Below are 20,894 nucleotides of genomic sequence, written 5' to 3'. Positions count from 1 at the left end.
AAGGATCTGTCCCATGCGCCAGGCGCAATCGCTGCACTTCACCACCCATGACGGCGTCGAGCTGTATTACCGCCACTGGCCGGCGCAACGCGAGCCGGGCCAGCCGAAACGCGCGCTGGTGATGTTCCACCGCGGCCACGAACACGGCGGGCGCATGGCCCATCTGGTGGATGAACTCAACCTGCCCGACCACGACTTCTTCGCCTGGGACGCCCGTGGCCACGGCCAGTCCCCCGGCACCCGCGGCGACAGCCCCGGCTTCGCCACCAGCGTGCGCGACGTGCAGACCTTCATCGAGCACATCACCCGCCAGCACGACATCGCCGAGCAGGACATGGCCGTGCTGGCGCAAAGCGTCGGCGCGGTGCTGATCGCCACCTGGGCCCACGACTATGCGCCGAAGGTACGCTGCCTGGTGCTCGCCTCGCCGGCCTTCAGCATCAAGCTCTACGTGCCCTTCGCCCGCCCCGGCCTGAAACTGCTGCGGGCCTGGCGTGGCAACTTCTTCGTCAATAGCTACGTCAAGCCGGCGCTGCTCAGCCATGACCCGGAGCGGGTGATGTCCTACACCAGCGACCCGCTGATCACCCGGCCAATCTCGGTGAACATGCTGCTCGGGCTGTATGAAGCCGCTGACCGCGTGGTGGCCGATGCCCAGGCGATCCAGATCCCGACCCAGGTGCTGATTTCCGGCGCCGACGTGGTGGTGCGGCGCAAACCGCAGGAACAGTTTTTCGACCGCCTTGGCACCTTGCACAAGGAAAAGCACATCCTCCCCGGTTTCTTCCACGACACCCTCGGCGAGCGTGATCGTGCCCATGCCCTGGCGCGGATCCGCCGTTTCGTCGGCCAGTGCTTCCAGCAGCCGGTCGAACGCCCTTCGCTGCTCGATGCCGACCGCCAGGGCGCCAGTTGCGCCGAAGCGGAAAGCCTCGCCGCGCCGCTGCCGAAATACTCACCGCGCAACCTTTACTGGCAAGCCACCCGCGCCTCGCTGCGCCTGGGCAAGCAGTTGTCCGAAGGGGTCAAGCTCGGTTTCGACACCGGCTTCGACTCCGGCAGCACCCTGGACTACGTCTACCGCAACCAGCCCACCGGCAAGGGCAAGCTCGGCCAGCTGGTGGACCGCAACTACCTCGATGCCATCGGCTGGCGCGGCATCCGCCAGCGCAAGCTGCACGCCGAGGAGCTGCTGCGCAACGCCATCGAACGCCTGCGCCAGCAGGGCCGTCCGGTGCATATCGTCGATATCGCCGCCGGCCATGGCCGCTACATCCTCGAAGCGCTGCAAGGGCTGGAACAGCGCCCCGACTCGATCCTGCTGCGCGACTACAGCGAACTCAACGTCACCCAGGGCAACGCCCTGATCAGCGAGAAAGGCCTGGGCGACATCGCCCGCTTCGTCCAGGGCGATGCCTTCGACCGCGCCTCCCTCGCCGCGCTTGATCCCAAACCCACGCTGGCGGTGGTCTCCGGGCTGTATGAACTGTTCCCCGACAACGACCTGGTGCGCACGTCGCTGGCGGGCCTTGCCGATGCGATCGAAGACGGCGGCTTGCTGGTCTACACCGGCCAGCCGTGGCATCCGCAACTGGAGATGATCGCCCGCGCGCTGACCAGCCATCGCGGCGGCGAAGCCTGGGTCATGCGCCGGCGCAGTCAGGCGGAAATGGACCAACTGGTGCAGGCCGCGGGCTTCCGCAAGCTGGAACAGCGCATCGATGAATGGGGCATCTTCAGCGTCAGCCTCGCCCAGCGGGTGCGCGAATGAGCGTACCCCGCGAGCCCGGCCTGATCCGCCGCGGCGTGCTATGGCTGTTGTTGCTCGGCCCGCTGTTTTTCATCAGCTACGGCCTGAGCAACAGTTTCACCGCCCAGCGCGACGACGTCGGCAGCCTGGTCTTCGCCTGGGAGCGGCAGGTGCCACTCTGGCCGTGGACGATCATTCCCTACTGGTCCATCGACCTGCTCTACGGCCTGTCCTTCCTGGTGCCACGCAACCGTGGCGAAATGGATCGCCACGCCCTGCGCCTGCTCAGCGCCCAACTCATCTGCATCGTCTGCTTCCTGCTCTGGCCGCTGCGTTTCACTTTCGAACGCCCGGAGCTGGAGGGCGTGTTCGGCTGGCTGTTCGATGTGCTGATGGGCTTCGACAAGCCCTACAACCAGGCGCCATCGCTGCACATCGCGCTGCTGGTGGTGATCTGGGCGATGTTCGCCCGGCACACCCGCGGCGTGCTGTTGCGCGGGTTGCTGCATGTGTGGATGGTGCTGATCGGCCTGTCGGTGCTGACAACTTGGCAACACCATTTCATCGACCTGCCCACGGGCGCGCTCGCCGGCTTCCTCTGTCTCTGGCTGTGGCCGCGCGAAGGTCCATCACCGCTGCACCTGACCCGTCTGCCCGACACACCGGAGCGCTACCGCCTGGCCTGGCGCTATGCGCTCGGCGCCGCGCTGCTGGCGGGCGCGGCATTCGTCCTCAAGGGCGGCTGGCTGTGGCTGCTGTGGCCTGGGCTCGCGGCGCTGATGGTGGCGCTGAACTACCTGCTGTTCGGCGCCGGCGGCTTTCAAAAACGCGCCGATGGCTCCCAGCCGTGCGCCGTGCGCTGGTTGCTGGCGCCGTACCTTGCGGTGGCCTGGATCAATTCGCGGCTGTGGACCCGGCGTCACCCGCAAGCCGACGAGGTCTGCGACGGGGTGTTCCTCGGGCGCCTGCCGGCGCGGGGCGAAGCCGCGGCATTCCCCGCAGTGGTCGACCTGTGCGCCGAACTGCCGATAAAGGTCCTCCCCGGTCAGCATTACCGCAGCCTGCCGAGCCTGGACCTGGTGGTGCCGGAACAGGCGCTGTGCCGTGAAGCGGCGGACGCCATCGAAGCGCTGCGCGTCCACGGCCCGCTGCTGGTCTGCTGCGCCCTGGGCTACTCGCGCAGCGCCAGCGCCGTGGCGGCGTGGCTGGTGCTCAGCGGGCGCTGCGCCGATGTCGCCGCCGCCGAAGCGATGATTCGCCGCGCCCGTCCCGGCGTGGTTTTGCACCCAGCGCACCGGCGCCTGCTGGAGCGCCTGCAACCCGGAGCCTGTCCATGAGCGACGACGCCCAGCTTGCACTGACCGCCCGCCTGCTCGCCCGCGGCCGGCAGATCGAGCGCCTGTCCGACGGCATCAGCCTGCTGGCCCTGGCCTACGGGCTGGCGCCGCTACTGATCGTCGCCAGCCACCCACGTCTGACCGGCCTGCTCTGCGCCGTGCTGGTGGTGCTCGGCATCGCACAGAAGTACTTCGCCCTGCGGGTCGCCCTCGATGCCGACCTGATCGGCCACCTTGCCAGCGACGCCGGGCGCCTGAGCAGCCGCACCCGGGCGCTGGATCAGGCCCTTCACGAACTCGGCCTGAAACCCGCCGCCGGCCGCGAACGGGACTGGACGTCGCGCTGCCGCGGCGCCTTGCGCCTGCTACGCGGTCAGGCATTGTGCCTGGGGTTGCAGGTTTTCCTCGCCGTGCTCACGCTGCTTTCCCTGCCCTGGCTTCCGGCCGCATAAGGACGTTTTCATGCTTGCTGCCTTCACCGCCTTCCTCATCACCTCCTTCGCCCGCCTGGTCACCGGCGCCCGCGCCCTGTGGCTGGGCTGCAGCCCGCTGCCGGTGCAGCGGCTGTATTTCGCCAACCACAGCAGCCACGGCGACTTCGTGCTGATCTGGGCCTCGCTGCCCGAGCCACTGCGCCAACGCACCCGCCCGGTGGCCGGCGCCGACTACTGGCTCAAGCCCGGCGTACGCAGTTTCCTGATCAGCAAGGTATTCAACGGCGTGCTGCTGGACCGCCAGCGCAGCGGGCCCGAGGCCGATCCGCTGCAACCGGTCAAGGACGCCCTGGCCCAGGGCGATTCGCTGATCTTCTTCCCCGAAGGCACCCGCAACCTCGGCGACGAACCGCTGCTGCCGTTCAAGAGCGGCCTGTTTCATCTGGCTGCCGCGCAACCGCAAGTCGAACTGGTGCCGGTGTGGATCGCCAACCTCAATCGCGTCATGCCCAAGGGCCGCACCCTGCCGCTGCCACTGTTGTGCACCCTGAGCTTCGGCGAGCCGCTGCAACTTGCACCGGACGAAAGCAAGCAGGCCTTTCTCGAACGTGCCAGTCACGCCCTGATGGCCCTCGCGCCGAAGGAGGTCTGAAATGGAACACAACACCTGGACCCTGTTCGCCGGCATCGGCGCCCTGCTGCTGCTCGCCAGCCTGATCGGCCGTCTGCTGAAATGGCGCGCCGGCCCTGGCCCGCACGCAGTGATCGACAACCTCAACGCCCGCATCGACGCCTGGTGGGTGATGGTGCTGGTCATCGGCCTGGCGTTCATCTTCGGCAAGACCGGAGTGATCGTGCTGTTCTACCTGGTGTCCTTCTACGCCCTGCGCGAGTTCATCACCCTGACCCCGACCCGCCGTGGCGACTACCCGGCACTGGTGCTCGCGTTCTACGTCGCCCTGCCCGGCCAGTACCTGCTGATCGGCTTCGACTGGTACGGGCTGTTCAGCATTTTCATCCCGGTCTACCTGTTCCTCCTGCTGCCAATCCTGGCCAGCCTCGGCGGCGACACCACGCGCTTCCTCGAACGCGCCTCGAAGGTCCAGTGGGGGTTGATGATCGCGGTCTACTGCGTGTCCTCGGTGCCGGCGTTGATGACCCTCGACATCCCCGGCTACGAAGGCCGCAACCTGCTGCTGATCGCCTGGCTGATCCTGGTGGTGCAGATCAGCGACGTGCTGCAGTACGTCTGCGGCAAGCTGTTCGGCAAGCGCAAGGTGGCGCCGCGGCTGTCGCCGTCCAAGACCCTCGAAGGCCTGCTGGGCGGCGTGTTCCTGGCGACGCTGATCGGCGCGGCGCTGTACTGGATCACCCCGTTCAACCTCTGGCAGGCGGCACTGATGGCGCTGGTGGTCAACGTCATGGGCTTCTTCGGCGGGCTGGTGATGTCGGCGATCAAGCGCGACCGCGGGGTCAAGGACTGGGGGCACATGATCGAGGGCCACGGCGGCATGCTCGACCGCATGGATTCGGTGTGCTTCGCCGCGCCGATCTTCTTTCACTTCGTCCGTTACTGGTGGGCCTGAGCGCGCCAGGCTGGCAAGCTCGATCAACTATCTGGCAGAGCCAGGCAAGCGGCGCCCTCGACAAGCGTGTTCAATGGGCAGCCAGCATTTCCCGCGCGGGAGGTGCCAGGCCTGATCGACAAGAGCCACGATGTCAGTGGCCGGTATCGCCTGCGTGCCAACATCCCAGATAATCGATGCGCCCTCGTCTGGAGGGCATCTGCCACCAGGAGTACCGTCATGGGCAAACTTGCTCTGGCTGCCAAGATCACTCACGTTCCATCCATGTACCTGTCCGAACTGCCCGGCCCGCGCCAGGGCTATCGCCAGGCCGCCATCGACGGCCACAAAGAGATTTCCCGCCGCTGCCGCGAACTCGGCGTCGACACCCTGGTGGTCTTCGACACGCACTGGCTGGTCAACGCCAACTACCACATCAACTGCGCGCCGCACTTCAAGGGCACCTACACCAGCAACGAGCTGCCGCACTTCATCGCCAACATGGACTACGAAGTGCCGGGCAACGACGTGCTGGGCCGCCTGCTGGCCGAGGAATGCAACCGCCAGGGCGTCGAGACCATGGCCCACGACGCCACCAGCCTCGGCCCGGAATACGGCACCCTGGTGCCGATGCGCTACATGAACGCCGACCAGCACTTCAAGGTGGTCTCGGTCTCGGCGCTGTGCACCTCCCACTACCTGAATGACAGCGCGCGCCTGGGCTGGGCGATGCGCAAGGCCGTTGAGGACCACTACGACGGCACCGTGGCGTTCCTCGCCAGCGGCTCGCTGTCGCACCGTTTCGCCCAGAACGGCCAGGCGCCGGAATTCGCCGACAAGGTCTGGAGCCCGTTCCTGGAAACCCTCGACCACCGGGTCGTGCAGATGTGGGAAAACGCCGAGTGGGACGCCTTCTGCACCATGCTCCCGGAATACGCGGTGAAGGGTCACGGCGAAGGCTTCATGCACGACACCGCGATGCTGCTGGGCGCGCTGGGCTGGTCGAAGTACGACGGCAAGGCTGACGTGGTCACGCCGTATTTCGGGTCGTCCGCTACCGGCCAGATCAACGCGATCTTCCCGGTGACACCGCAAGACGGCTCGGCCGTTCCTGCACCCCAGGCATCTTCGGGGCAACTGGCCGCCGTCGGCCGCCTGTAACACCGCCAGCGCGACGGTCCGCTACGCCGGACTGTCGCGAAGGGCTTTCTCCGAGCTCAACGTCACGCCCTCCTCCCCCGCCATTTCCCCGCTAAAACCTGGCAGCCTCGATCAAAACCGACAGCAGGCTCGGTCAAGAACCTATCGTTCGTTAGGCATTTAATGCAAAGTGTAACAGGCGCTCCAGACGCCCCTTGCTGCCTCAGCCAACTCCAACTATTCAGGCCGCCCCCATGATCAACATCGAAACGCCCACCTATTACACCGCGACCAAGAAGTACAACCTCAGCTTCCCGATCCTGGAAAACGATATCGAGGCCGATGTCGTGGTGATCGGCGGCGGTTTCTCCGGTATCAACACCGCCCTGGAGCTGGCCGAGAAAGGCATGACCAACACCGTGGTGCTGGAAGGACGCTACCTGGGCTTCGGCGGCACCGGGCGCAATGGCGGGCAGATCATGGCGGGCATCGGCCACGACCTGGAGAAAATCAGGAGCAGCGTCGGCGACAAGGGCCTGCAGGAAATCTTCGAGATCAGCGAACTGGGCGCCGGCATCATCAAGGACCGGATCGCCAAGTACGACATCGATGCGGACTTCTGCCACGGCTACGGCTACATGGGCTTCAACGCACGCCAGGAAAAGACCCTGCGCACCTGGGAAAAAGAATTCAAGAAGGTCAACAGCAAGGACGAAATCCGCTTTCTCGGCGGCTCCGAGGTCAAGCAGATCATCGGCTCCGACGCCTACGGCAGCGCCCTGCTGCACATGGGCGGCGGCCATGTGCACTCGCTGAACCTGCTGCTCGGTGAAGCCAAGGCCCTGGTTGGCCACGGCGTGCGCATCTTCGAACACAGCGCCGCGCTGGAAGTCACCTACGGCGAGAAAATCACCGTGCGCACCGGCCGTGGTTCGGTCAAGGCCAGCAAACTGCTGTGGGCCTGCGACAGCTTCCTCAACAAGCTGGAACCGGAGCTGCACAGCCGGACCATCAACACCTACGCCTTCCAGTTGATGACCGAGCCGCTGTCGGACGAAATGATCCAGCGCATCAGCCCGATCCGTGGCGCCTACAGCGATATCCGACCGGTGATCGATTACTACCGGGTCACCAACGAAAACCGCCTGCTGTTCGGCGCGGCCACGCCCTTCATCGAGCACATCCCCAACGACCTCAAAGCCTGGAACCGCGCGCTGATGCTGAAGATCTTCCCGTACCTGAAGGACGTGAAGATCGACCTCGCCTGGGGCGGCCCGATGGCCACCAGCGCCAACCTGTTCCCGCAGATCGGCACACTCAGCGGGCGGCCGAACGCGTTCTATGTGCAGGGCTATTCCGGGTTTGGCGTAACCCCGAGCCACATCATCTGCAAGATCCTCGCGGAGGGCATGGCCGAAGGCTCGAGCCGCTATGACCTGATCAGTTCGGTGAAGCATGCGCGGATCATCGGCAAGGACAATTTCCGGCCGCTGATTCTCAGTGCGGGGAAGACGGTGCACCAGGTGTCAGGGTTCTTCAACGGGCGGCGTTGAAGGCTTCGCTACAATCAACCGCGCACCACATCATGAATATGACTAAAGATGCGGTGAAACCAATTCAATTCCATTCATCCAGGGGCTAAGGATAGAATTATTCTCAATTGGAAAGAACATAGATACCGCTGAGTGAAAGCCTGAATACATTCAGGCTTTCACTCAGAAATAAGGACATCCGCCCCCGATGAACAACGAGTTTACTTTTACCGTCAACAGCATTTGTTTCGACGAAAATTATCGCCCCGCCGAAAACACCCGCACCACCACCAACTTTGCCAACCTCGCCAAAGGTCAGAATCGCCAGGAAAACTTGCGCAATGCGCTGACCATGATCGACAACCGCTTCAATGCGCTGGCGCACTGGGATAACCCTAAAGGCGATCGCTACACCGTCGAACTCGAAATCATTTCCGTAGAGATGAATGTTGGCGTTGAAAGCAGCGGCAGTTCCCTGCCTTTGATCGAAATCCTGAAGACAACCATCGTTGACCTGAAAACCAACGAGCGCATTGAAGGCATTGTCGGAAATAACTTCTCCTCTTACGTGCGGGACTATGACTTCAGCGTGCTGTTGCTGGAGCATAACAAAGACCAGCAGGGTTTCAGCACCCCCGACAATTTTGGCGATCTTCATGGAAAGCTGTTCAAGCACTTCGTCAATTCGAGTGCCTTCAAGGAGCATTTCACCAAACCACCGGTCATCTGCCTGAGCGTTTCGAGCAGCAAAATCTACCACCGAACTGAAAACCAGCATCCGGTATTGGGTATCGAATACCTGCAGGATGAGTACTCATTGACCGATGAGTACTTCAGTAAAATGGGTTTGAAAGTTCGCTACTTCATGCCGCCGAACAGCGTTGCGCCGTTGGCCTTCTACTTTGCCGGCGACTTGCTGGGTGATTATTCCAATCTGGAGCTGATCAGTACCATCAGCACCATGGATACCTTCCAGAAGATTTACCGACCCGAAATCTACAATGCGAATTCTGCTGCCGGCAAATCCTATCAGCCCAGCCTGCAGCACCAGGATTACTCATTGACCCGAATTGTTTACGACCGGGAAGAACGTAGCCGCCTGGCTATCGAGCAAGGAAAGTTTGCCGAGGAGCACTTCATCAAACCGCACCACGCTGCCCTTGAGCAATTTTCCGCTAATTACGCTCTTTGACCTTTCGACTACACAAGGCTATCCACCGTGAAAAAACTACTTCCCACCTCAACTGCTGGCAGCTTGCCAAAACCTTCCTGGCTGGCCCAACCGGAGACGCTTTGGTCACCGTGGAAACTGCAAGGTGAAGAACTGATCGAGGGCAAACAAGATGCCCTGCGCCTGTCGTTGCAAGAACAACAACAGGCCGGCATTTATATCGTCAGTGACGGCGAGCAAACGCGCCAACACTTCGTCACCACCTTTATCGAGCACCTCGAAGGCGTCGATTTCGAGACGCGCGAGACCGTCAGGATCCGTGACCGCTATGACGCGAGCGTGCCGACGGTCGTTGGCGCGGTAGCCCGGAAAAAACCGGTGTTTGTCGAAGACGCCAAGTTCCTCCGTCAGCAAACCGGGCAACCCATCAAGTGGGCGCTGCCAGGTCCGATGACCATGATCGACACGCTTTACGACAACCACTACAAAAGCCGCGAAAAACTGGCCTGGGAATTCGCCAAGATCCTCAACCAGGAAGCCAGGGAACTGGAAGCGGCCGGCGTCGATATCATTCAGTTTGACGAGCCCGCCTTTAATGTCTTCTTTGATGAAGTGAATGACTGGGGCGTCGCTACCCTGGAAAGAGCAATTGAAGGCCTCAAGTGCGAGACCGCCGTGCATATTTGCTATGGCTACGGCATCAAGGCCAATACCGACTGGAAAAAGACCCTGGGTTCTGAGTGGCGGCAATATGAAGAAGCCTTCCCCAAGCTGCAGAAATCCAGCATCGATATCGTCTCGCTGGAATGTCACAACTCCCATGTGCCCATGGACCTGATTGAACTCATTCGGGGCAAGAAGGTGATGGTCGGGGCTATCGACGTGGCCAACCACGCTATCGAAACCCCGGAGGAAGTGGCCAATACCCTGCGCAAGGCCCTTCAGTTCGTTGATGCCGACAAGCTCTATCCGTGCACCAACTGCGGCATGGCGCCCCTGCCCCGCCCAGTTGCAAGAGGCAAGCTGAATGCGTTGAGCGCAGGCGCGGAAATCGTCCGAAGAGAACTCGCCAGCCAGCGCTGAGTTGAACGGACTGCACTCACTATTCAGGATCAGCCATGTCGCTTTCCAGTACGGCTATCGAGCCCTTGCGCTTTCGCGAAGCGCTCGGGCACTACGCATCCGGTATCACGGTGATTACCTCCCAGGTTGAGGGCGAGCCGGTTGGTTTTACGTGCCAGTCGTTCTACAGCGTGTCGATGAGCCCGCCGCTGGTTTCATTCAGCGTGAAGTCCAGCGCGTACAGCTATCCAAAAATCCGCCAGGCAGGCCGATTCGTGGTGAATATCCTGTCGGGTGAACAGGTCAGGATTTCCAACCAGTTCGCCCGGCAAGGCACGGACAAATGGCATGGCGTCGAATGGCAGGAATCGCCGCTGGGTAATCCGATCATTGCCGGCAGCCTGCACTGGCTTGATTGCGAGATTCACGCGGAACATGTCGCCGGTGATCACCTGATCGTGATTGGAGAAGTGAAGGCGTTGAGCCTGCAAGAAACTGCGGCGACGCAGCCATTGCTGTATTTCAAAGGGCAATATTGCAACCTCGCCGCAGCTGGCGCGGAGTACGCGTAGCGCTACGCGCGGGCAAGCGGCGCTCCGCTCGCCTGTGCGCCCTCAGCTCAACATCGCCTGAATCTGCTGCGTCGCCTGCCGCGTGCTGTCCGCCAGCTTTTTCACTTCCTCGGCCACCACCGAGAAGCCCCGCCCTACTTCCCCCGCCCGCGCCGCCTCGATCGCAGCATTCAGTGCCAGCAGGTTGGTCTGTTCAGCAATGCTCTTGATCACCCCCACCACCGTGGCGATCTGCGCGTAGGTGGTCTGGTTCTGCGACAGCATCTGCTCGTGGCTGGCCTGGGCGCTGCGTTCATCGCTGATGTCACGCACTGCGCCGATCACCCGCAACAGCACGCCACGCTCGTCACGCACCGCGCAGCCGCGCTCGCGGCACCAGATGTAACCGCGTGACTTGTGGCGCATGCGGTACTCGAAGACGTACTCGCCACTGGCGCCAGGCTTGAGGATCTCGCGGTCGAACACCGCCATGATTAGCGGCAGGTCGTCCGGGTGGGTGATGCTGACCTGGGCGTTCCAGCCGTCGGGCAATTCGCTGGCGCTGTAGCCCATCAGCGCACGGAACTGATTGGAAATGCGCATGTTGCTGTCGGGGTGCTGCACGTCGCCCTGGACCACGCTGATGTCCCAGGTGCCTTCGGTGAGCGTGGATTGCAGTTGCGCCCAGATCGCCGCCTGCTGCTGGTGCGCCTGCAGTTGCTGCGCCTGTTCGCGCAGTGCGTCTTCCAGGTGCTGGCAGCGCTGCTCCAATTGCCGCGCTTCATCCCGCGCGGCCTCGTCCTGGCGGTGGGCGTGTTCGAGCTGGTCAGTCAGTTCGCTGCAACGGGCGCGGGCTTCGTCCAGCAGGCGCTGGTCCTGCTGGCGTTCGCCGGCCAGTTCGCGCAGGGCCAGGAGCAGCGCCGGGTGACGCTCCAGTTGCGCGCTGCGCGGCCCGTCCCAGTGCTGTCCCTGGCTGATCTGCGTCAGTCCTTGTTCCAGCTCCCGCACCCAATGATCGTTCCTGAAAAACATCAGCGCACACCGTTCGGCAGTGAAACCCCGAGTTGACCGGATTGCCGCGCCGGCGTCTTGCACGCAAGTGCCGGGTACTTGACCGTCCCTGCCAGAAAAAAGGCGTGTGATGGTCCTATCAGGTGTTGCATAAAGCTACAAAGATCAGGTCACTTCTCGCTTTGATGTAGGTAGTTTCCCAATCATACTTCCGCCCCTTATCAGCCGTTGCGCTCCTGGAAATCGGTACTTGGTCTTCGCCCATCGTTGCGCATCAACGATGGGCTTTGACAGGCCGGAAGACATTTCTTGAGGAGACGCTGGTCGTTATGGCGGCTGTGTGTGTGGGCGCTTTCGGGCGCGCCAGGTTTTCTCCTCATGGTCCCTGGTCTGTCAACCCGCGCACAGTGCCACCCTCCCGTTTGACAGCCGGTTTGTGGTAGCTCCTTCTGACCTGAGGAGAAAACCATGAAAAAACCGGTGCCCGATCCACCCGCCTGCGCCCCTCGCCTCACGACTGCCCACACCTTCTTCAGCGTGTTAACGACAGTCATAAACCCTTGTTTGCCGTCTGCGCCGGCGTCGATATCGAAGATGCCCTCGTGCACCTGTCCATGACCCTGAAATCGGCGTTAGAAACCAACCTGCAGGTCTGCGAACTGGACGAACGGTCAGTGGGAGACTTTGCGTGGAGCAGCTACCACTCACTGGAAATCTCCCGGGCATTGGTAGAGTCGCTGTTGAGCGGTATCGCGAGCCGGAAAGATGAAGGCGGCTCTGTACGAAAAGAGATGTCGCAAACACCGCATAGAACAAGCCAGTGAGACCATGGCGGCATAACTTTTTGCGATCGTGCTGATGGCCCTGACTCCATTTACCCTGCCTAGAGTAAATGGCCAACCAGAGGATCAGGACCATGGACTGTGGGCAACGCTAGTAGTGATGACCAAGGATCGCAATCTGCTGAAATTCACTCTGGCCAGTGTGCTATTGGCCGGCGTCTTCGGGCAGTTTCACATGTATGTTGGGCAATATTTAATTACCCATTATTCCGCTGCGCAGATGTACGAAATCATCAATGCGGTGTTCGTCACGAATGCCCTAACCTCGATTCTATTACAGTACCTGATTGGTCGACGGGTGACGGCCGAGCGCTTCAGGTTCTGGGTCAGCGCTTGCATCATATCGTTCATGATGGGTCTAGCAGGGTTCGCCTTTTCTACCAGCCTGATTACCTGGATCCTGTTTACCGCTATTTTTACTGTGGGCGAAATCATCATTCAGCCTCTGGAGTTTTTCTATATCACTCGAATTGCCCCACCGCACATGGCTGGGGCCTACTATAGTTCGCAGAATCTGACCTACCTTGGTGCTGCCTCCACTCCGGTGGTATGTGGCTTTATTCTGGCCGGATTCAATGCACTGTACTTCCTGTTGTATCTGCTTGGCTTGTTGCTGGTAGGTGGCACAATTCTCTACGTGGAGGGGGGCAGGCTGGCCAGGGAACTCGTGGTTAAACAAAATAGTCCCGCATAAGCGGGACTGGGGGCGATCAAGGCTCAGTATGACTTGGCGTAAAGAGCCCATGTACGGGTAAGCGTTCCGGTAAACAAACAGGGCGCCTCGGTCTTGGGTTGCTGCAATGGAATACAACGTACGGTTACTCCAAGCTCGGCGATGCCTTTCTCAACTTGCTCATCATCAATGAAGGGTGCCATGACAAATGCATTAAGCTTATCCTTACGCGCAAACGCCTGTTTGAACTCCTCCAACGTAGTGACCACCCTTGTATTGGCAGACATTTTTTTCCTAGAGCTTTCCAACATTTCCTTTTGAATACCACCCAGGATTTTTGATAGATTCCTTACAAAGCTACCAACTTCATCTTTCGACACCACACCGCACTCATTACGACACGAATAAGAAACCATATTTTGTTGCAGTTCCTTTATTCCAACCTCGACTCGCACAGGCACCCCACGCTTAATGTGATACCACTTTTTCTCACCGCCATTCATTTCCCTTTTATCAATGCTGACCCGCAGGCTCTGCCCCTTTAACTTCTTGCGTGAAATTTGCGTTTGCAGTTGGTCACAATAAGCATGAATGGCTTCAGCATCCTGTTCATCGCGTATGATCGGCACAATGATCACTTGCGTGGGCGCCAGCAGAGGCGGAACTCTCAGCCCGTCGTCATCTCCGTGGGCCATGATCATCGCGCCGATCATGCGAGTCGAAACACCCCACGAGGTGGTCCAGGCTAGCTCTTTGACGCCCTCCTTGTTGACGAAACGAATGCCCGAGGCTTGGGCGAAATTCTGTCCCAGAAAGTGTGAGGTCCCCGCCTGGAGGGCCTTGCCGTCTTGCATCATCGCCTCGATAGTGTAGGTACTGACAGCGCCTGGGAAGCGCTCCCAAGAACATTTGACGCCTTTGACCACCGGGATAGCCAAGTATTCGGTGCTGAAGCGTGCATAGATATCAAGCATCTGCAGCGTTTCGTCGAGTGCCTCTTGGCAACTGGCGTGAACCGTATGGCCCTCCTGCCACAGAAACTCAGAAGTACGCAGAAATACTCTAGGGCGCATTTCCCAGCGCAGCACGTTGGCCCATTGGTTGATGAGCATGGGCAAGTCACGATAACTCTGAATCCAGCGAGAGAATGAAGCACCAATTACGGTTTCACTGGTGGGCCTGATGATCAGCGGTTCTTCCAGTTCGCCAGCAGGTACAAGTGTGCCATCGGCAGTTTGTTCCAGACGATGGTGGGTGACTACCGCACATTCCTTAGCAAAGCCATCGACATGGTCTGCCTCTTTTTGCAAGAACGACAATGGAATCAGCAGCGGAAAGTACGCATTTACATGTCCGGTTTCCTTGAACTTCCGATCAAGTTCACGCTGTATGTTTTCCCAAATGGCATAGCCCCATGGACGAATCACCATACAACCTCTTACGGGGGAGTTTTCTGCCAACTCTGCCTGGCTGACGACTTGTTGATACCACTCGGCAAAATTTTCACTTCGCGTAGGACTTATTGCGTTCTTCATAAAATCTCGCTGCGTAGAAAACATACAAATTTAGTCCAACACCAAGACTATATATGGGGGGGTGCGGAGGTTTTTTTGGACTGGTTATACTGCAACCCCCAGATACTACCGGCATTCCAGGGGGCTCAGGCCACCGAGAGAGCGTTTAATTTGATGCTAGTTGTACCAGCGGATATAGATGACCTTCTGCCGACGCCGAGCACGCCGGCAACCGAAAGCAGACCCGCAAAGAATTGTTCCTGATTGAAATGGATCAAGTGGTGCCTTGGAAGGATTTGATCGCCCTGATCGAGCCGTCCACCCAAGGATTGAATGCGGTCGCCCGGCCTACCCATTGCTGGCGTTGCTGCCTATACATCTGACACCGAACTGGTTCGGCTAAAGCGATCCGGCAATGGAAGAAGCGCGGCATGCGACAACCCTCCTACGTCAGTTTTCAGATCTGAGTCAGGAAGGAATCCGCACCCTTTTCATCTCTACCAAGACCGCCTCCCGGCTGGCAGGCAAACACATGCCATCGACAGCCTCAGGCAAGACGCCCCCCGCGCAACCGGGTAGAGTCGGGCGCGGCGTTCGCTGGCGGCGGGCTCCCTTGTCCTTTTCCATGCACTGGCGTCCTCGATCGTGAAAGCTGCGCAACCTTCCGGGCCAAACCGCTGGCCCAATGTCCTGCGGGCGTTGCATCACCGCAATTTCCGTCTGTATTTCATCGGCCACGCCATCTCCACCCTCGGCACCTGGGTGCAAACGGTGGCGCTGTCGTGGCTGGTCTATCGGCTGACCGACTCGGCCGCGCTGCTCGGTATCACCACTTGCGCGACCTTGCTGCCGCAATTGTTGGTCGGGCCGATCGCCGGGGCCTGGATCGATCGCCACGACAAGCGCCGCCTGCTGATGTTTATCGAAAGCCTGCTCGCAGTGCAGGCGCTGGGGCTGGCGCTGCTGACCTGGCTGGAGCTGATCACGCCGACGCTGATCGTGACCCTCGCCGCCACCCTCGGCATTCTCAACGCCGTGGACACCCCATTGCGCCAGTCGCTGCTCAGCCGCCTGGTCGACGACCGCGACGATCTGCCCAACGCCCTGGCCCTCAACGCGATGTTGTTCACCTGCTCGCGCTTCGTCGGCCCGCCCCTGGCCGGCCTGTTGCTGGCGCTCACTGGCGAGGCGCTGTGCTTCGCGCTGAACGCGTTGTCTTACACCGGCCTGATCTTCGGTCTGCTGGCGATCCGCCTGGCACCGGGCGAAAAAGCCAGCGGCAGCATGCGCAACATGTTTCGCGAAGGCCTCGACTACACCCTGCGCTCGCCCTCGCTGCGCGCGCTGATCATCGGCGTGCTGATGGTCAACCTCACCGCCTCCACCTATGCCGTGCTGCTGCCGGTGTTCGCCCGCGACATCTTCGCCGGCGACGCCCGCACCCTCGGCTGGCTGTGGGGCGCCGCCGGACTCGGTTCGCTGCTCTCCACCGTGCTGCTGGCGGGGCGGCAGAGCGCGGCGAAACTGCGCGGGCTGATCCTGTTTTCGGCCATCGCCAGCGCCCTCGGCCTGCTGCTGTTCGCCAGCAGCCGCACCCTGCCGTTGTCGCTGCTGGCGATGATGATCCTGGGGTTCGGCGTGACCATTAATAACGTCGGTACCAATATCCTTTTGCAAAGCCAGGCGCCGGAAGCGCTGCGCGGCCGGGTGATATCGATCTACACCTCGACCCGCTTCGGCTTCGATGCCATCGGCGGCCTGCTCGCCGGGCTGCTCGCCGCCCATATCGGCGGCCCCTGGGCCATGTACATCGCCGCCGCGCTACTGTCGGTCTACTGTCTCTGGCAACTGCTTCTGCTGCGTCGGAAACGCCCTGAACATTCCATCGAGGAAACCGCCCAATGAATCCTTTGCTGCGTCAGCAACAGACCATCACCCTGCACCTGGCCATGCAGGCCCTGGATGCCGCGGTCAGCTTCGCCGAACAGGCCGGCGTGCGCGTCAGCGTGGCGATCCTCGACGCCAGCGGCCAGCCGATCAACAGCGCGCACATGGACGGCGCGCCACGCCCCTGCCAGGCCATCGCCCTGAACAAGGCCCTGACCGCTGCGGGCTTCGGCGTCTCCACCCAGGTTTGGGAAGAACGTTTGCAGAAATGCTCGACAGCGGTCCGCGAGGGCCTGCCGTTGCAGCCGAACCTGGCCTTGTTCGGCGGTGGTGAACCCTTCTTGCTGGACGGTCAGGTGATCGGCGCCATAGGCGTGTCCGGCGCCTCGGAAGCCCTGGACGCCGGCTGCGCCAAGGCCGCCGTGGACAAGGTGCGCGAACTGCTGGACAACGCCCGCTGAGAGGGATGCCACGATGAACGCTGCCCACGAACTCGGTAACTACTGCCTGCACGCCTTCAGCCAGCAGGTGCCCGCCAGCCTTGCCGCCTTCTACCGGGTCGACGAGCAGTTGCAGGCCTGCGATTTCCAGTTGCTGGGCATGCAGCCACCCATGCACCACCACTACCTCGAGCACTACCGCCATCTCGACCCGCTCAACCCGGACAACTGCCAGGCCATCGGCCTGCCGGTGGTGTCGCTGCGCCAGGGCTTGGCGCGCCACGATGCTGCCCGCGGCCGCGAGTACCTGGGGTTCCTGCGTCAGCACCGGGTGGTGGATGTGGTGGAAATCGTCGCCTGTGTCGACGAGCGTCCGGTGGCCGGCCTTTCGCTGCTGCGCGAAGGTGCGCTCGGCCCGTTCGAACCGAGCGAACTGGAGCGCCTGTTGCCGCTGCACGGGCTAATGCAAATGGCCGCCCGGCAGTTGCCGAAAACCGCCCCGGACCGCCTCGCCGGACTGACCCCGCGTGAACGGGAAATCGCCCTGCTGTTACAGAACGGCGCCTGCAACAAGACCCTGGCCCGGCAGCTGGAGTTGGGTTTGCCGACGGTGAAGACGCACCTGATCAACCTGTTTCGCAAGGTCGGGGTCAAGAACCGGACGGCGTTGATCGGGGCGTTGTTTCTGTAGTGGGCGGAGGGGTGCCGGCAGACCTGCCTTGCATCATCCGCACCAGCGGCACGTACTCGGTACGACTGACCGGGGCGATGCCGCTGGCATCCTGCGAGGCCAGAAATTCCGCCAGGCCGTCCTGGTTCTCCAGCATCGCCGCACGGATGCGCGCCTTGTATTCACCGCACAGGCTGCCACTGAAGACGTAAGGGTCGTAATAGATACGCTCCGAACGCCAGAGCACATTGAAGGTGTCGCGCTCGATGCGCCCGCTGTTGAGGTACGCATCAGCGCGCACGCTGGCGACGAACGCGGCATCCACCCGGCCCTCCAGCAGCGCATCCAGTGACTTGTCATGGGAGCCGGTAAACACCACCGAGCCGAAGAACTGCGCCAGCGGCTCGCCGACCTGGGCGGAGAACTCGACGTTGGGCACCACGCTGCCGGAGGTACTCGCCGGATCGCTCAAGGCGCCGCGCTTGCCGCGCAACGACGCTACGTCATCCGCCGTGCCGCGACGCGCCAGCAGCAGGGCCTGATAGTGATGCCCGGCCGGGGTGAAATAGCCGTTGTTGATGGTCAGGCTGGCGAACGGTTCGATGCGCGGGTCACGCTGCTGCGCCAGCACATAAGCGGCTGGCCCCAGCCAGGCGATGTCGACGCCGCCCGAAACCACGGCATCGACCACGCTCTCATAGGACGACGCTGGCACGATCGCCGCAGGGACGCCCACGGCGGCACTCAGCCGCTCCAGCAGCGGCTGATAATCCTTGATCAGCACCTCCATGCTCTTCTTCGGAATCACCGCGATACGCAGACTCGGCTGCAAGCACTGGGCCTGCGCGCTGGTCGTCAGCAATGCGCTCAACAGCAGGCAGGACAAGGTGTTCAGTGCTCGCATGCAGTCTCCGTCGCATCAATGAAAGGTGGGTATTGGTCGAGCTGCGCCGCCGTCAGCGGCCGGCTGAAATGATACCCCTGGGCAAAATCACAACCTGCCAGACGCAGGTAGACCACCTGCTCGCGGGTTTCCACGCCCTCGGCGACCACCTCCAGCCCCAGGCGCTTGGCCAGGATGATGGTGGATAGCACGATGGGGCTGTCGTCGTGGCTGTTGGAGAGCTGGGCGATCAGGGCGCGGTCGATCTTCAGGCAGTTGATCGGCAGCGCTTGAAGGTGGGAAAAGCCCGAATAACCCTGGCCGAAATCATCGAGGCTGATGCTCAGTCCGGCATCGCGCAGCACCTGCAGGTGCTTGATCGCCTGGCCTTCGTCATCCAGCACGGTGGTTTCGGTGATTTCCAGCTCCAGCCGCGCCGGTTCGACGCCATGCCGGCGCAGCACCTCCAGCAACTGCGCGCTGAAATCCGGCTGGCGCAGTTGCAGCGGCGAGACGTTCACCGCCAGGCCCGCGTGGATGCCCCGCGCCTGCCAGCGCACCAGTTCTTCACAGGCCAGCCGCACCACCTCCCAGCCCAGCGCGACAATGAAACCGCTGCGCTCGGCGAGGGAGATAAAGCGGTCCGGGTAGAGCAGGCCGAACTCGGGATGCTGCCAGCGCACCAATGCTTCGTAGCCCACCACCCGCAGGGAGTCGAAGCGCACCTGCGGCTGGAAATGCAGGACGAACTGCCGCTCCTTCAAGGCCGGGCCGAACGCCTGCTCAAGGGCGAACTCGGCGACGTTGACCACGTTCAGCGAGGGGTCGAAAAAACGGTACTGCCCGCGCCCTGCCTGCTTGGCCGAGTACATCGCGGCATCGGCATGGCGGATCAGTTCGTCCACCGCCTGGCCGTCCCGCGGGCAGATGCTGACGCCGATGCTCGGGCTGCTGTTCAGTTCATGGGCATCCAGCGAGTAAGTCGCCGACAGCTTGTTCAACAGCATGCGCACCCAGGCGTCTATCTGCTCTTCACTGCGCGAGCCCGCCAGCAGCACGACAAACTCGTCGCCGCCAAAGCGCGCCGCCTCGTCACCCGGCTCCAGCGCCCGGCTGATCCGCCCCGCCACCGCCTGCAACAACAGGTCGCCGACCTTGTGCCCGAGCGAGTCGTTGATCGACTTGAAGCGGTCCATATCGATGAACAGAATCGCCAGCAGGCGCCGCTTGCTGCGCTGCTCGGCCAGGGCCCGCGCCGCCGTCTCCATGAACTGCCGTCGATTATGCAAACCGCTGAGGTGATCGGTCGCGGCCGCATGGCTGCTGCGCCGGTGCTCTTCCTCCAGGCGCTGGATCAACTGCTGGTTGATCTTCTGCGCCTGCTCCAGGGCGCTGAAGGCTTCCTGGCGCTTGCCCAATACCCGCCAGCTCCACAGCACCCCGGCGAGAATCAGCAGGGTCATGCTCAGGTTCAGCCACAACTGGTGGGCGTAGACCTGGCGCGACGGCGCGAGAATCTCTTCCTCCTGCTGGCTCACCACGACACTGAAGCCGCGTTGCGCCACATGGCGAAAAAGACTCTGGTAATAGCCATCGACGCTGAACTGGCTGATCCGGCCCGACGCCTCGACGTCATGCGGCAGGTCGGGTTTCAGCGGCTCGCCCGCCACCACCACGCCACTGTTGCCGATGCGCAGCCGCTCCTGGCCGACGCGGTCGAGCAGGCGCATCAGGCCGCTGCTGCCCAGGTCGATGTTCTGGAACAGCACCGCCAGGTAACCGATGTCCAACTGCACCAGCAGGATGTTGCCAGTGCCGCCGCCGGCCGTGTCCGCCAGCGGCAGCAGAAACGGCAGGCGCCAATTCAGCTCGGCGGCCTGTCGGTCGAGGGCATCGAGGGGCGGCAGGAACGGCCTGACGCTGTAGCGATCGCCGTGCTCTTGCAGTTGCGCCAGCCATTGCGCGGGCAATTGCCGCGGCTCATCGGCATGGCTGGCATAAAGCACGCGACCGTCAGCGCTATACAGGCTCATGCGCTTGAGCACCGGATCCTCGGCGAGCATTCGCGCCAGGCTCCAGCGCCCTTGCGCCGGGTCGCCCATGTCGGTCTGCAATGCGCGGCCGATAGTCTGGGCGCGGTCGACCAACTGGCTGAGGTTCTCGGCCGCCATCGTCGCCAGATTGAGGTGCTCCGAAGCTTTGGCAGCCAGCGCCTCTTGCGCGGACGCCGCCTTCTGCTGGAAATACAGCACCCAGAGAAACAACAGAATGGCCGCGGACGACGAAAGCAGGAGGAACTGGAGAAAACCCAGAGAGGACACGGACCGGCGGATCACCACATTTCATTCCTGCCGTTGAGTGATGGCACATTACTACCAGCGCGTGACAATCCCGTGACTGGCACACCACGCCACCTCAACCATCCGGTTGAT

18 protein-coding genes and 3 pseudogenes are annotated in these 20,894 nt (G+C 61.9%); 16 read left to right on the top strand and 5 right to left on the bottom strand.

Annotated elements, in window-relative coordinates; genetic code table 11:
* Positions 1-13 precede the first annotated feature (13 nt).
* The 10 genes from CKW37_RS19455 to CKW37_RS19410 all read left to right on the top strand — a co-directional run bounded on the left by CKW37_RS19455 (position 14) and on the right by CKW37_RS19410 (position 10,563).
* Positions 14-1,771, top strand: coding sequence for a bifunctional alpha/beta hydrolase/class I SAM-dependent methyltransferase (locus tag CKW37_RS19455; RefSeq protein ID WP_095157426.1), 1,758 nt, complete (start codon positions 14-16; stop codon positions 1,769-1,771).
* Positions 1,768-3,087 carry a phosphatase PAP2/dual specificity phosphatase family protein gene (locus tag CKW37_RS19450; protein WP_095157424.1) on the top strand — a complete coding sequence of 440 codons (1,320 nt, stop codon included), beginning with the start codon at positions 1,768-1,770 and terminating at the stop codon, positions 3,085-3,087. The genes CKW37_RS19455 and CKW37_RS19450 overlap by 4 nt, the downstream gene beginning before the upstream one ends.
* Positions 3,084-3,539 carry a hypothetical protein gene (locus CKW37_RS19445; protein WP_095157422.1) on the top strand — a complete coding sequence of 152 codons (456 nt, stop codon included), beginning with the start codon at positions 3,084-3,086 and terminating at the stop codon, positions 3,537-3,539. The genes CKW37_RS19450 and CKW37_RS19445 overlap by 4 nt, the downstream gene beginning before the upstream one ends.
* A gap of 10 nt (positions 3,540-3,549) precedes the next feature.
* On the top strand, positions 3,550-4,173 hold the full coding sequence (locus CKW37_RS19440; RefSeq protein WP_095157420.1) for a 1-acyl-sn-glycerol-3-phosphate acyltransferase: 624 nt from the start codon (positions 3,550-3,552) through the stop codon (positions 4,171-4,173).
* 1 nt (position 4,174) lies between these two features.
* Positions 4,175-5,107: a phosphatidate cytidylyltransferase gene (locus tag CKW37_RS19435; RefSeq protein ID WP_095157418.1), complete on the top strand. Its 933-nt coding sequence runs from the start codon at positions 4,175-4,177 to the stop codon at positions 5,105-5,107.
* Between the two features lie 219 nt (positions 5,108-5,326).
* A complete protein-coding gene (gene hpaD, locus CKW37_RS19430; protein WP_095157417.1) occupies positions 5,327-6,247 on the top strand; it encodes a 3,4-dihydroxyphenylacetate 2,3-dioxygenase in 921 nt (306 codons plus the stop codon).
* A gap of 233 nt (positions 6,248-6,480) precedes the next feature.
* A complete protein-coding gene (locus CKW37_RS19425; protein WP_095157415.1) occupies positions 6,481-7,779 on the top strand; it encodes an FAD-binding oxidoreductase in 1,299 nt (432 codons plus the stop codon).
* A 187-nt stretch (positions 7,780-7,966) separates the two neighbouring features.
* Positions 7,967-8,950 carry a DUF1852 domain-containing protein gene (locus CKW37_RS19420; protein ID WP_095157413.1) on the top strand — a complete coding sequence of 328 codons (984 nt, stop codon included), beginning with the start codon at positions 7,967-7,969 and terminating at the stop codon, positions 8,948-8,950.
* 27 nt (positions 8,951-8,977) lie between these two features.
* Entirely contained in the window at positions 8,978-10,012 is a 1,035-nt protein-coding gene (locus tag CKW37_RS19415; protein ID WP_095157411.1) for a methionine synthase, read from the top strand.
* Between the two features lie 35 nt (positions 10,013-10,047).
* A complete protein-coding gene (locus tag CKW37_RS19410) occupies positions 10,048-10,563 on the top strand; it encodes a flavin reductase family protein (protein ID WP_095157409.1) in 516 nt (171 codons plus the stop codon).
* Positions 10,564-10,611: 48 nt separating this feature from the next.
* Here CKW37_RS19410 and CKW37_RS33710 read toward each other — a convergent pair.
* Both CKW37_RS33710 and CKW37_RS33705 read right to left on the bottom strand, forming a co-directional pair.
* Positions 10,612-10,797 (bottom strand): annotated as a pseudogene (locus tag CKW37_RS33710) (methyl-accepting chemotaxis protein); the annotation flags it as partial.
* A 102-nt stretch (positions 10,798-10,899) separates the two neighbouring features.
* Positions 10,900-11,115: pseudogene (locus tag CKW37_RS33705) on the bottom strand (PAS domain-containing protein); the annotation flags it as partial.
* Between the two features lie 998 nt (positions 11,116-12,113).
* Between CKW37_RS33705 and CKW37_RS19400 the strand changes: the two are divergent.
* Positions 12,114-12,377: a hypothetical protein gene (locus CKW37_RS19400; protein ID WP_371864306.1), complete on the top strand. Its 264-nt coding sequence runs from the start codon at positions 12,114-12,116 to the stop codon at positions 12,375-12,377.
* A 34-nt stretch (positions 12,378-12,411) separates the two neighbouring features.
* Entirely contained in the window at positions 12,412-13,089 is a 678-nt protein-coding gene (locus CKW37_RS19395; RefSeq protein WP_371864305.1) for an MFS transporter, read from the top strand.
* 23 nt (positions 13,090-13,112) lie between these two features.
* On the opposite strand, the gene proS is transcribed toward CKW37_RS19395, so the two are convergent.
* The gene (gene proS / locus CKW37_RS19390; RefSeq protein WP_095157552.1) at positions 13,113-14,603 is read right to left on the bottom strand and encodes a proline--tRNA ligase; all 1,491 of its coding nucleotides are present in this window, start codon (positions 14,601-14,603) and stop codon (positions 13,113-13,115) included.
* A 233-nt stretch (positions 14,604-14,836) separates the two neighbouring features.
* Here proS and CKW37_RS19385 point away from each other — a divergent pair.
* The 4 genes and pseudogenes from CKW37_RS19385 to CKW37_RS19370 form a co-directional block, all read left to right on the top strand.
* Positions 14,837-15,063 (top strand): annotated as a pseudogene (locus tag CKW37_RS19385) (transposase); the annotation flags it as partial.
* A gap of 164 nt (positions 15,064-15,227) precedes the next feature.
* Complete coding sequence (locus CKW37_RS19380) at positions 15,228-16,487, top strand: MFS transporter (RefSeq protein WP_095157403.1); 1,260 nt, start codon at positions 15,228-15,230, stop codon at positions 16,485-16,487.
* On the top strand, positions 16,484-16,930 hold the full coding sequence (locus tag CKW37_RS19375; RefSeq protein ID WP_095157401.1) for a heme-binding protein: 447 nt from the start codon (positions 16,484-16,486) through the stop codon (positions 16,928-16,930). Before CKW37_RS19380 ends, CKW37_RS19375 begins: the two co-directional genes overlap by 4 nt.
* Before the next feature lie 13 nt (positions 16,931-16,943).
* Positions 16,944-17,600 carry a LuxR C-terminal-related transcriptional regulator gene (locus CKW37_RS19370; RefSeq protein WP_095157398.1) on the top strand — a complete coding sequence of 219 codons (657 nt, stop codon included), beginning with the start codon at positions 16,944-16,946 and terminating at the stop codon, positions 17,598-17,600.
* On the opposite strand, the gene CKW37_RS19365 is transcribed toward CKW37_RS19370, so the two are convergent.
* Positions 17,560-18,483, bottom strand: coding sequence for a phosphate/phosphite/phosphonate ABC transporter substrate-binding protein (locus CKW37_RS19365; protein WP_095157396.1), 924 nt, complete (start codon positions 18,481-18,483; stop codon positions 17,560-17,562). The genes CKW37_RS19370 and CKW37_RS19365 overlap by 41 nt on opposite strands.
* Positions 18,471-20,798: a bifunctional diguanylate cyclase/phosphodiesterase gene (locus CKW37_RS19360; RefSeq protein ID WP_095157550.1), complete on the bottom strand. Its 2,328-nt coding sequence runs from the start codon at positions 20,796-20,798 to the stop codon at positions 18,471-18,473. Before CKW37_RS19360 ends, CKW37_RS19365 begins: the two co-directional genes overlap by 13 nt.
* Positions 20,799-20,894: the final 96 nt, after the last annotated feature.

Source organism: Pseudomonas sp. Irchel 3E13 (assembly GCF_900187455.1).
Lineage (GTDB): Bacteria > Pseudomonadota > Gammaproteobacteria > Pseudomonadales > Pseudomonadaceae > Aquipseudomonas.
Note: the sequence above shows the minus strand (reverse complement) of the source record. Positions and strands in the feature narration are given on the sequence as shown.

Bases quoted from the DNA above. Each gene is read 5' to 3' on its own strand.
- CKW37_RS19455 (WP_095157426.1), top strand. From the start codon at position 14: ATGCGCCAGGCGCAATCGCTGCACTTCACCACCCATGACGGCGTCGAG.
- CKW37_RS19450 (WP_095157424.1), top strand. From the start codon at position 1,768: ATGAGCGTACCCCGCGAGCCCGGCCTGATCCGCCGCGGCGTGCTATGG.
- CKW37_RS19445 (WP_095157422.1), top strand. From the start codon at position 3,084: ATGAGCGACGACGCCCAGCTTGCACTGACCGCCCGCCTGCTCGCCCGC.
- CKW37_RS19440 (WP_095157420.1), top strand. From the start codon at position 3,550: ATGCTTGCTGCCTTCACCGCCTTCCTCATCACCTCCTTCGCCCGCCTG.
- CKW37_RS19435 (WP_095157418.1), top strand. From the start codon at position 4,175: ATGGAACACAACACCTGGACCCTGTTCGCCGGCATCGGCGCCCTGCTG.
- hpaD (WP_095157417.1), top strand. From the start codon at position 5,327: ATGGGCAAACTTGCTCTGGCTGCCAAGATCACTCACGTTCCATCCATG.
- CKW37_RS19425 (WP_095157415.1), top strand. From the start codon at position 6,481: ATGATCAACATCGAAACGCCCACCTATTACACCGCGACCAAGAAGTAC.
- CKW37_RS19420 (WP_095157413.1), top strand. From the start codon at position 7,967: ATGAACAACGAGTTTACTTTTACCGTCAACAGCATTTGTTTCGACGAA.
- CKW37_RS19410 (WP_095157409.1), top strand. From the start codon at position 10,048: ATGTCGCTTTCCAGTACGGCTATCGAGCCCTTGCGCTTTCGCGAAGCG.
- CKW37_RS19395 (WP_371864305.1), top strand. From the start codon at position 12,412: ATGGCCCTGACTCCATTTACCCTGCCTAGAGTAAATGGCCAACCAGAG.
- proS (WP_095157552.1), bottom strand. From the start codon at position 14,603: ATGAAGAACGCAATAAGTCCTACGCGAAGTGAAAATTTTGCCGAGTGG.
- CKW37_RS19375 (WP_095157401.1), top strand. From the start codon at position 16,484: ATGAATCCTTTGCTGCGTCAGCAACAGACCATCACCCTGCACCTGGCC.
- CKW37_RS19370 (WP_095157398.1), top strand. From the start codon at position 16,944: ATGAACGCTGCCCACGAACTCGGTAACTACTGCCTGCACGCCTTCAGC.
- CKW37_RS19365 (WP_095157396.1), bottom strand. From the start codon at position 18,483: ATGCGAGCACTGAACACCTTGTCCTGCCTGCTGTTGAGCGCATTGCTG.